Genomic DNA, 10224 nt, shown 5'->3' with positions numbered 1-10224 from the left:
CACCAGGGCCCGCATCCATTGGGAAAGCTGGTTCTCGGCCATAATACGCGCCCTTCACATGAAAGCTTGGTGGGAGGTGCATTCTCCCAATAAGAAAACACGCGGGCTCCGACTTCGTTTCAGGAAGCGATATATTTTTCCGCGACTCGTCGCTTAAATCCGGCATTCGGGCTTATGCCGAAACGAATCTGGCACGGAGCATTGAGAAAGCCGCCCGCATTCCGAGCGCGTCGCCACCCTTGGGTCTGCCCGGCCTGGCCGTCGGCCGCCAGGCGAATGTATCGAAGTGCGCCCAAGGCGTACCTTGAGGCACGAACCGCTCGAGGAATAGCGCTGCGGTGATGGCGCCGGCCATCCCACCTTCGCCGGCGTTGTTGATGTCCGCAGCCGTCGACTTGAGCATCTCGGCATAATCCGCCCAAAGCGGCAGCCGCCATACCGGATCCGAAACCTGCTGCGCCGCGAGAGCGATATCGACCGCGAGCCCCTCATCGTTGGTGAACAGGGCTGGGAGGTCAGGGCCAAGCGCGGTTCGGGCCGCGCCCGTCAAGGTGGCGAAGTCGAGGATCATCAGAGGCTTGTCCTCAGCCGCGCGCGCGAGGGCGTCGCCGAGCACCAGGCGGCCCTCGGCATCTGTGTTGCCGATCTCCACGGAGATCCCCTTGCGGCTGCGCAATATGTCACCAGGCCTGAACGCTTCCGCCGACACGGCATTCTCGACGGCGGGGATGAGCAGGTGAAGGCGAACCGGAAGGCCCGCGCCCATCACCAGTCGCGCCAACGCCAGCGCGTGCGCCGCGCCGCCCATGTCCTTCTTCATGTTGAGCATTGCCGAGGATGGCTTGATGTCGAGTCCACCCGAATCGAAGCAGACGCCTTTTCCGACGATCGCTACTCTCGGATGCTTCGGATCGCCCCATTCCAGCTCGATGAGCCGGGGCGCGCGATCACGGGTCGCCGCCCGCCCGACCGCCGCGATCATGGGATAGTCCTGGTCGAGTCGGTCGCCCTGGGTGAGCCTGAAACTCGCATCATGCTCCCTGGCGACGGCTTCCGCCGCCGCGGCGAGCTCGGCCGGCCCCATGTCGGCGGCCGGCGTGTCGACTAGGTCGCGGACCAGCGCAACGGCCTCGGCCAGTGCAACCGAGGTTGCGATGCCGGCCGCATCTTTGGTCAGCAGGACGCGTGCCGGGACCGGCTCCGGCTTTTCCAGATAGCGATCGAAGCGGTGGTGCGCGAGGAGCCAGCCGAGCGCGCCTTCGGTCGGAGCCTCTCCCTCGAGCCGGTAGCGGCCCGCCGGAAGCTTTTGCGCCACCGCCGCGATTTCCCACGGACCGGGATGCTTGGCCGCACCGAAGACGGCAGACCATTCACCGTCCTTGCGGCCGGGCAAGATCAGCAGTTCGCCCGGCTTCGCCTTGAACTGGCCGGCTGCAGCCAGGGTGCGGACCTGCACTGGCTGCGCTTTCAGCCAATGGCTGAAAGCCTCGGCGGGAAGCGCGGTGAGAAGATGGGCGGGTTCGCCCCGATCGGGGAGGAGCAGGTCGGAAAAATCGGTCATCCAGCGTTTGTAGGGCCGGATCGTCGGGCGTGGAAGCGCTTGCAGCAGACTGCTGGTTTAGGTCGGGTTCCCTCGCAATGTTCAGCCGGCATAAATCCTCTCGACGACAGACTTTCTGTCATCGGTATCATGCGTGCCGATGGCAATAATCGAACCAGACTGGGGCCGTTGATGCCGCGTTATTATTTCCATTATCGCTGCGATTCCATGGATCTTGACGACGAGGAGGGCGTCAGGTTGCGCGATGACGAGGCGGCGTCGGAACAGGCGTTAAGAGGCGCGCGCGATATTCTTGCCGCCGAGGTACGTGAGGGGCGCCTAGCCTTGGACCACCTTATCGTGGTGGAGCGCGACGGCGGCGTGCCGGTGTTGACGCTGAGCCTCGGTGAGGCTGTCGGGGTGCCAAGGATAGTTTCAATTCGGTAGCTGCGCATCAAATTATTGTGATTATGGGCATAAGCTTGCGCATGGTTAGATGCTTGTCGGGATAGCCGGAGCGCAGCAATCGCCCCTCGACATGCTCAGGCGAAACGAGTTCTGCCACAAGGCGAAGCTTGTAGAGACGTTCGTTCGTGCCCCACAGGCAGGCGATGGCCGGATCGTCGTCGTGGCGCGTGATATCCAGCCATCCCGAAAGCTCGCCCCTGCTGACGTTCCCCGAGCCGAGATAGGCGAAATTGCTGTCGCCGCCGAACAGCCGCTCCGCCTGCACCTGCAGGACCCCACCGCGCATCTCGTGGTCGAGGCACCCAAAGCTGCCGCACCGCATCGTCCAGATCCCGTCGAACGAGGTACTGGATGAGTTGCCCTTCGTGGCATAGAGATCGTGCGATTTCATAGGGGCTTTTGCCGACGGCCGTTGGAATGCCTCATGGATAGCAGCTAAAATGTTGAAAAATGGTTGTTCCATGCCCTGCTTGATAGGCGGCGGGATAATGTCCGGCGCAGCGGGAACGCCGGCTGCCCGAACTCGTTGTGACTACAAGTGGTCATATCGGACGGGTGGCCGGAGGGGGATGGCTGGTGGACAGAAATTTGGTTTTGGTCGTGGAAGATGAACCCGTCATCTGTTCGATGATAGAGGACGCCTTGCTTGAAGGCGGGTTCCAAGTCGCCTGTTGCGGCACTGCCGACGAAGCGCTCCTCTTCCTCGATCAGGAGGGTAATGGCCCTGCCGGCCTGGTGACTGACATCAGAGTGGCCAGCGACATATCCGGATGGGATGTCGCTCGACATGCGCGGGAGTACTATCCTCAGGTGGGCGTGGTCTATGTCAGTGCGGATAGCGGCAGCGATTGGAGCGCCTTCGGGGTTCCAGGCAGCATCTTCATCCAGAAGCCCTTTGCCTCTGCCCAGATCGTTACAGGCATATCGACGGTTCTCAACCAGTCTGGCGGATCGATTGCGGAGTGAGCGCGCTTTCCATCCGCCGATCGTAAGCCCACGGCAGGCGCGGGACAGTGGTCCGGATTGAACAGGCCGGCCTTTGCGCTGGCGGATCCCTGCGTTTTATGAGCGGCTATCGATCCAGCAACAGGTGCATCCGGGCGGTCGCTATCGGCCTGCTGCGGTCGTCCTGCCAGCAGACGGCGCTGGCATTGGCGACGCGCTTCCCCACGCGCACGATTTGCGCCACCGCATGCGTGTCGATCATGAGCCCGCCGCGGAGATAGTCGACCGCGACGTTGATGGGCTTGATGCGGGTATGGTCGCCGTTCCCGAACTCCTGGTTGATCGCTTCATAGCAGGCCATTTCGAGCAGCCCCGCGATCACGCCGCCATGAACGAAGCCCGGCCGCCCCTGGATTTCGATCCTCCACGGTATCGTGAGGATAGGTTCGCCGGTGGCTTGGCTGTACCGGGCGCCGATGACTGYGGCATAAGGCGGCTGCTGCTCCATCTCAATCCGCCGTGAAGAAGAAGCTGGACATGGACTGTGCGACGAGATCGTCCGGGTCGCCATCATGCGCTTCGCAGCGCACGAATGCGACATGGCGCGTGACGCGGTAGCAGGTGGCGCGCGCGGTGATTGCACGGCCAGCAGGCGCCGATCGCAAATAGTCGATCCGCAAATCGAGCGTCGCCAGGGGCCGCACCCGCTTTATCTTGGCCATTATCGAGAGACCGGACACGCTGTCTATCAACGAGATGATCGGGCCAGATGCGAGGATACCGGTTGACCGGGTCATGGCGAACCGCGGATCATAGTCGAACGCCATTTCGGCCCAATCCTCGCCATGGGCTACGTAGCGCAGGCCCAGTTCCGCCGTGTGGCCGGCCAGGGCGCCTCGCAGCTTCTGCAGTTCGATCTCGTCCATGATTGGTTCCGGCATAGGATTTTGCGCGTCGGGTGCAAGCCCCACGCTCATCTCGCCCGCTTCAGATCGTTGTCTGCGAGCCAAGTTCCACAACCCGGTTCGGTGGGATCTTGAAGAAATCGGTCGGGTCGGAAGCATTGCGATGCAGGAAAATGAACAGCAGGTCCTGCCAGAAAGGCATGCCGCTATTCTTGGAGGGGCGCAGTGTCGAGCGCCCGATGAAGTAGCTGGTCTGCATCGGCTCGAGCTTGTTGTCGCCATGGCGAAGCGCGAAGGCGAGGTCGCGTGGAATGTCGGGGCTTTCCATAAAGCCGTAGTTCAGCACGGCCCGGGAGAAATTCTCGTCGATGTCGTGCATCTCCAGCCGGTCCGCGCCATGGACCACTGGACTGTTCACCGTGTTGATGGTCAACGCCAGATTGCGTTCGTGGAGGATCTTGTTGTGCTTGAGATTATGGAGCAGCGCACTCGGCGCGGCTTCCACGCTGGATGATAGAAAGATCGCCAGGCCCGGCACGCGCTCGGGCGGCCGCGTGCGGAGCATTCGGGCAAGTTCGTCGAGCGCGATCGCTTGGCTCTGGTCTATCGCCAGCAGCAGGGCGCGCCCGCGGACCCAGGTCGCGATCAGGAGCCCGACGCCCACTGCGACGATCAATGGCGCCCAGCCCCCTTCATAGACGCGCAGGATATTGGCGCCGAAGAAGAAGATATCCAGCAACAGCAGCGGGGCGATTACAGCCAGCGTGATCGGCAGGCGCCAGCCCCAGGAGCGGCGCACGACCACGAATCCCAGGCAGGTGGTGACCACCATGGTGCCCGACACCGCGATGCCATAGGCGGATGCCATCGACGAGGAGGAGCCGAAGCCGAGCACGAGGATCATCACGCCGATAAACAGCAGCAGGGTGATCGATGGCAGGTAGATCTGGCCGGCGGCGTGTTCGGAGGTCTGGCGGATCTTGAGGCGCGGCAGCAGCCCGAGTTGGATTGCCTGCTGGGTCAACGAATATGCGCCCGTGATGACGGCTTGGCTGGCGATCACGGTGGCGCAGGTCGCGAGCAGAACCAGCGGTACGCGCGCGGCGCCCGGCGCCATCAGGAAAAACCAGTCCTGGTTGGTGAAATCCACGCCGCGAGCGGCGGCGACTTCGAGCCGGTGAAGGGCGAAGGCGCCCTGCCCGAGATAGTTGAGCGCAAGCGCCGGGAAGACGATGATGAGCCAGCCGAAACGGATCGGCTTTGCGCCGAAATGGCCCATGTCCGCCGTGAGCGCCTCCGCGCCAGTCACGGTCAGGAATACCGCGCCCATCACGAACATTCCCGCCAAGCCATGATTCGCCATGAACAGCACGCCGTTGTGGGGCAGGAAGGCCATCAATATGGCGGGTTCGTCGAAGATATGGATCAGGCCGATCGCGGCTATCGTCAGGAACCAGATCAGGCAGATCGGACCGAAAAGCCTGGCCACGAGCGCGGTGCCTCGCGCCTGCATCAGGAACAATCCGACGATGATCGCCGAGGTGATCAGGATGATTTCGCCGCGGGATATGGCGTGTTCGAGACCAGGGATGGTCTTGAGGCCTTCCACGGCCGACAGCACCGACAGGGCAGGGGTGATGATGCCGTCACCGTAGAAGAGTGCCGCTCCCGCCGCGCCCAGCACCAGCACCAGCATCCGGCGCTTGCGCGCGGATCGCTGCGCGAGCGCCATCAGGGCAAGCACGCCGCCCTCGCCGTTATTATCGGCCCGCATCAGGAACATCACATATTTGCAGGTGACGACGAGGATGAGCGCCCACAGCGCAAGGCTGAGCACGCCCAATATCTCGCTGGCATTGATGCCGCCCTCCGCAGCCTGGCCCAGGGCTTCGCGGAAAGCGTAGATCGGGCTGGTACCGATATCGCCGAAGACGACGCCAAGCGCTCCCAGCGTCAGCGCCGCCATCGTGTCCTTCCGACGCCGCGTAAGCAGTTGTCCCACTTGGGGGTCGGCCATATCACTCTGCATCAAGCAGCCCTCGCACGGCAAATCGGCGGCGGAGTAGGCCCGTGCCGGAACAAATGCACGTGAAATGTTGCTGCGGCGCGGCAGCGTTTGCGTGGGGGCGGCAATCGCTGTAAAGGCGACTTCGAACTGCCTCGGTGGCGCGTCCGAATCGACGTTGTCTCCGGGGCTTCTCTGTTTCCCGCGCCCCCGGAGGCCCGACCGATGACCCGCCGCCGCCAAATCTACGAAGGCAAGGCCAAGATCCTGTACGAAGGTCCCGAGCCAGGTACCTTGATCCAGTATTTCAAGGATGACGCAACCGCCTTCAATGCCCAGAAGAAGGGCACGATCAATGGCAAGGGCGTGCTCAACAACCGGATCTCGGAGCATATCTTCACCCTGCTCGGAACGATCGGCGTTCCGACCCACTTCATCCGCAGGCTCAACATGCGCGAGCAGTTGATCCGCCAGGTCGAGATCGTGCCGATCGAGGTCGTGGTGAGAAACGTGGCCGCGGGATCGATCGTCAAGCGCCTGGGGATCGAGGAAGGCACCCAATTGCCCCGCACGATCATCGAATATTACTACAAGGATGATGCGCTCGGCGATCCGATGGTCGCCGACGAGCATATCGCATGTTTCGGCTGGGCGAGCCAGGAGGAGATGCACGACATCGCCGACATGGCGATTCGCGTGAACGATTTCATGTGCGGGCTGTTTGCCGGCATCGGCATCCGGCTGGTCGATTTCAAGCTCGAGTTCGGCCGCTTCTGGGACAATGACTATAGCCGCGTCATTCTGGCCGACGAGATCAGCCCTGACGGCTGCCGGCTGTGGGACATGGTAACCGGCGAGAAGCTGGACAAGGATCGCTTCCGCCAGGATCTGGGCGGCGAGGTCGAAGCCTATCAGGAGATCGCACGGAGGCTTGGTCTGATGCCCGAAGGTGACAATATGATCCTGGACCTGGAAACCCATCGGAAAAACAGAGGTAAGTGATTTCAACCACTTAGATCGGGTTTCTGACGAGAGTGGTTTAATCCTTTCCGCTTGCCGCAATCTCGCCGCATTTGGTCGCACTGCTATTTACAACTTAGACGCTAGACATATGGTTCTGCATGACTTCTGGCCGGTTCGGGCCGAGTCGAGGAGGATCGAAGCATGGCGAAGTCCCGTTTCGAGCACCCATCCGCAGCGGCGGTGACGCTGTTGTTGCCAGACCTCGATTGCGATGCCGCCGGCTATTGGCAGCGCCATTGGACCGAAAGCCGCATCGATTGTCGCGCTGTCGATCTGGGCAGCGCTCGACAACCCGATCGCAACAACTGCGTGATGCGGCTCGATCATGCCCTGCGCGGCGTGGGCGCTCCGGTGATTCTGGTCGGACACGGGCTCGGTGCGCTCACCATTGCCGCCTGGGCCGGGTTGATGAGCAGCGAGAGTGAAAACGCGGTCGCCGGAGCCCTGCTGATCGGGCCTTGCGATCCTTCGGCCGACAGCGCCGACCCGCGGCTGCAATGTTTCGCGCCCTTGCCGACCACCATATTCGCATTCCCTGCTCTGGTCGTAGCCAGTGACGATGATCCTGCGGTCCCGGCCGACCGCGCGTTCAGCCTGGCACGGCAATGGGGTGCCGGTTTTGCGCGCTTCGGCGAGTGCGGCCACTTCATGCCGTCCGACGGGCTCGGATGGTGGGACGAAGGCGAGGAATTGCTCGACCGTTTTATCGACCTGGTCGAGCCTGGCTCTTCTCAGCCGATCCGCAGCCTCGACGATATTGCGACCCCCAGCCGCCTTGCCGCATCCGGGCCGGCACCCATGTTCCGTCCCTAGGACGGTTCGCGCCCCGTCCGCTCCATCTCCGGGGAGCGGGCGGGGTTGCTTTTGCGTCGCCCATCTCGCCATGATCGAGCGCACATGTGCGCCGCATGAAGCTTAGCTGTCCTTCGGCCAAATTATTCCGATGTGGCGTCTGCCTATCCGCCCCATTAAGGGAGCGCGCACGATCACGTATCAATGGGAAGGACGCAAACGATGAGCAGCCGGACGGAAGCGGTAAAGATCGCGCCGAACGATTCGTTCAATATCCAGACAGTGCTCTGGGTGAAGCATTGGAACGAACATCTGTTCAGCTTCGCCGTGGACCGGCCCGCATCGATGCGATTCCGTTCGGGCGAGTTCGTGATGCTCGGCCTGCCGACCGACGCGCGCCCCTTGTTGCGGGCCTATTCGATCGCAAGTCCGTCATATGCCGACGAGCTCGAATTCCTCTCAATCGCCGTCGAGGAAGGTCCGCTGACGTCGCGGTTGCGCCACATCATTGCAGGCGATGAAATCTATCTTGCGCGGAAGACGACGGGCACGTTGGTCGCAGACGCCCTGACGCCAGGCAAGCGGCTGTTTCTCCTTGCCACCGGTACCGGGCTCGCGCCCTTTCTGTCGGTGATGCGCGATCCAGATATCTATGAGCGCTATGAGCAGGTCGTGATCGTTCACAGCGTGCGCCGGCTGAGCGACTTGGCCTTTCGCGACGTGCTCGAGACGCGGCTGGCCGGTGATCCGCTGGTGGAGGAGGAGGCGGCTGCGAAGTTCCGCTATGTCCCCACGGTGACCCGAGAGCCGTTCGAGCGACAGGCACGGATCACCGCGATGATGGAGGATGGCGGCATGTTTGCCGGCGTCGAGGGCGAACCGAAGTTGGATCCGGCGACCGATCGGGTGATGATGTGCGGCAGCATGGACATGATCCGGGATTGCTCCGCGATACTGGAGAGACTCGGCTTCCAGGAAGGCTCGAATGCCAAGCCCGCCGATTTCGTTATCGAAAAGGCTTTTGTGGGCTGAGCCCGCGCAGGGATTTATTGCGTGGAACCCACCGGAAGGGGAAACTGCCGATGGGTTCCTAGCCCCTTTTATGAAGCGGCCCGAAAGCCGCTCCTATGGATAGAACTATAACGCCTGCGTTTCGTTCCATGCGTTGCCGGCCCAGGGGAACTTCGTACCGCGGCGGCTAACATTTGCTAACACAGGCCGCCCAAGGCTCCGGTACAGGCTGATCCGTCCAGGTTCACCGAACGGAGGCGGCCGTTGTCCGATACTCTCCTCGCCATCACGGCGAATATCGTAGCGGCTCATGTCGCTGCCAACGCTGTCCACGCCAGCGAAGTGCCCGGCATGATCAAGGCCGTCCATGCGGCTTTGGTCGGGCTGGGCGCTCCCGTCGCTTCTCCCGCTAAGCAGCAGGAGCCTGCGGTTGCCGTCCGGGGATCGGTGAAACGCGATTATCTCGTCAGCCTCGAAAGCGGCAAGCGGATGAAGATGCTCAAACGCTATTTGATGGCCAATTACGGGATGTCGCCGGACGATTATCGCCGCAAGTGGAACCTGCCAGCCGATTACCCTATGGTTGCGCCGAACTATGCCGATCGGCGTCGCGAAATGGCGAAAAAGATCGGCCTCGGGAAGAAGCCGGTGCAGGGTAGCGAAGCATCGCGTGACGCGAGGCCCTCCCAAGCGGCCAGTTGAGCCACTTCCTTTGCGTCTGCCGGTGGGCAAGGCCATGAATGATGACCATCGGCCCACCGGGACGCTCCATTCCTTATCGGAAGGCGCCGAGCACCTCCTTAAATGACGGTCGCATATTCGACGCTCGCCAAGGTGCCGTGGCCAAGCTTTATCGCCACGTCATATCCGGCATGGCTGCTATCGGTTTCGGCGAACAGGAAGGCATCGGTTCCAACCTGAAAGGCGGCGATCTTGATCGTTCCCTGCGCAAAGAGGGTGTCAGCCTGGCCCTGCGCGGCGGCGAAGGTGGCCGCTTTCGCTTCCATATAATTGGTCGCGCTGCCGGAGATGTCGAGGTCGATCTTGTATCGGCTCTGCCAGTCGACGATTCGATCGAGCCCGGCTGCCGTCGCGCCAAGTGAATCGCCTGAGGCGAAGCGGAAGACATCGTCTCCGCCGTTTCCGGTCAGTGTGTCGACGCCTGCACCGCCAATAATGAGGTCCTTGCCCGAGCCGCCCAGGATGATGTCGTCGCCCGCATTGCCAGACAGGCTATTGCCGCCGCCTCCCCCATAGATCGAATCGTTGCCGTTGCCTCCGAAGATCTCGTTCTGGCCGGTGCCGCCATCGATAAAGTCATTGCCGGCGCCTCCGTAGAGCTTGTCGTTGCCGCCAGCACCGTAGAAGGTGTCGTCACCACCCGCGCCGATGATCGTGTTGGCCTGCGCATCGCCATAGACCTGATCCTTGCCCTCACCGCCCAGAAAATCCGGTCGGGTGGCGGACAGCCTGCTCGTCAGGGAACCACCGGCAGGAGCGGAACCGCCGCTGATCACCAGCGACGCGATCAGTTC

The 10224-nt window shown here is 62.3% G+C and carries 12 protein-coding genes; 6 read left to right on the top strand and 6 right to left on the bottom strand.

Features of this window, described 5'->3' with window-relative positions; translation table 11 throughout:
- Positions 1-172: 172 nt before the first annotated feature.
- On the bottom strand, positions 173-1561 hold the full coding sequence (locus AC1DPF_RS18540; protein WP_477962855.1) for a leucyl aminopeptidase family protein: 1389 nt from the start codon (positions 1559-1561) through the stop codon (positions 173-175).
- 129 nt (positions 1562-1690) lie between these two features.
- Between AC1DPF_RS18540 and AC1DPF_RS18535 the strand changes: the two genes are divergently transcribed.
- Positions 1691-1987, top strand: a complete 297-nt coding sequence (locus tag AC1DPF_RS18535; protein WP_477867359.1) for a DUF6894 family protein — start codon at positions 1691-1693, stop codon at positions 1985-1987.
- Positions 1988-1994: 7 nt separating this feature from the next.
- Here the strand turns inward: AC1DPF_RS18535 and AC1DPF_RS18530 are convergent, their stop codons facing one another.
- On the bottom strand, positions 1995-2471 hold the full coding sequence (locus tag AC1DPF_RS18530) for a hypothetical protein (protein WP_477962853.1): 477 nt from the start codon (positions 2469-2471) through the stop codon (positions 1995-1997).
- Positions 2472-2584: 113 nt separating this feature from the next.
- Between AC1DPF_RS18530 and AC1DPF_RS18525 the strand changes: the two genes are divergently transcribed.
- Positions 2585-2974, top strand: a complete 390-nt coding sequence (locus AC1DPF_RS18525; protein WP_477867355.1) for a response regulator — start codon at positions 2585-2587, stop codon at positions 2972-2974.
- A 106-nt stretch (positions 2975-3080) separates the two neighbouring features.
- Here AC1DPF_RS18525 and AC1DPF_RS18520 read toward each other — a convergent pair whose 3' ends face one another.
- The 3 genes from AC1DPF_RS18520 to AC1DPF_RS18510 all read right to left on the bottom strand — a co-directional run bounded on the left by AC1DPF_RS18520 (position 3081) and on the right by AC1DPF_RS18510 (position 5875).
- Entirely contained in the window at positions 3081-3461 is a 381-nt protein-coding gene (locus AC1DPF_RS18520) for a PaaI family thioesterase (RefSeq protein ID WP_477962851.1), read from the bottom strand.
- Between the two features lies 1 nt (position 3462).
- Positions 3463-3879, bottom strand: a complete 417-nt coding sequence (locus tag AC1DPF_RS18515) for a PaaI family thioesterase (RefSeq protein WP_477867351.1) — start codon at positions 3877-3879, stop codon at positions 3463-3465.
- A gap of 61 nt (positions 3880-3940) precedes the next feature.
- Positions 3941-5875 carry a potassium transporter Kup gene (locus AC1DPF_RS18510; RefSeq protein ID WP_477962849.1) on the bottom strand — a complete coding sequence of 645 codons (1935 nt, stop codon included), beginning with the start codon at positions 5873-5875 and terminating at the stop codon, positions 3941-3943.
- Positions 5876-6088: 213 nt separating this feature from the next.
- On the opposite strand from AC1DPF_RS18510, the gene purC reads away from it, so the two are divergent.
- From purC to AC1DPF_RS18490, 4 genes are all read left to right on the top strand, one after another.
- Positions 6089-6865: a phosphoribosylaminoimidazolesuccinocarboxamide synthase gene (purC, locus tag AC1DPF_RS18505; protein ID WP_340315244.1), complete on the top strand. Its 777-nt coding sequence runs from the start codon at positions 6089-6091 to the stop codon at positions 6863-6865.
- 162 nt (positions 6866-7027) lie between these two features.
- On the top strand, positions 7028-7699 hold the full coding sequence (locus AC1DPF_RS18500; RefSeq protein WP_477962847.1) for an RBBP9/YdeN family alpha/beta hydrolase: 672 nt from the start codon (positions 7028-7030) through the stop codon (positions 7697-7699).
- Between the two features lie 201 nt (positions 7700-7900).
- On the top strand, positions 7901-8710 hold the full coding sequence (locus AC1DPF_RS18495; RefSeq protein WP_477867345.1) for a ferredoxin--NADP reductase: 810 nt from the start codon (positions 7901-7903) through the stop codon (positions 8708-8710).
- A gap of 243 nt (positions 8711-8953) precedes the next feature.
- On the top strand, positions 8954-9391 hold the full coding sequence (locus AC1DPF_RS18490) for a Ros/MucR family transcriptional regulator (protein ID WP_477962845.1): 438 nt from the start codon (positions 8954-8956) through the stop codon (positions 9389-9391).
- Positions 9392-9489: 98 nt separating this feature from the next.
- Here AC1DPF_RS18490 and AC1DPF_RS18485 read toward each other — a convergent pair.
- A partial coding sequence (locus AC1DPF_RS18485) for a calcium-binding protein (RefSeq protein ID WP_477962843.1) occupies positions 9490-10224 on the bottom strand: 735 nt, incomplete at its 5' end.

The sequence above is a fragment of the Rhizorhabdus sp. P4_G6 genome, assembly GCF_056401045.1.
This window is presented reverse-complemented; position numbering and strand designations above follow the sequence as displayed.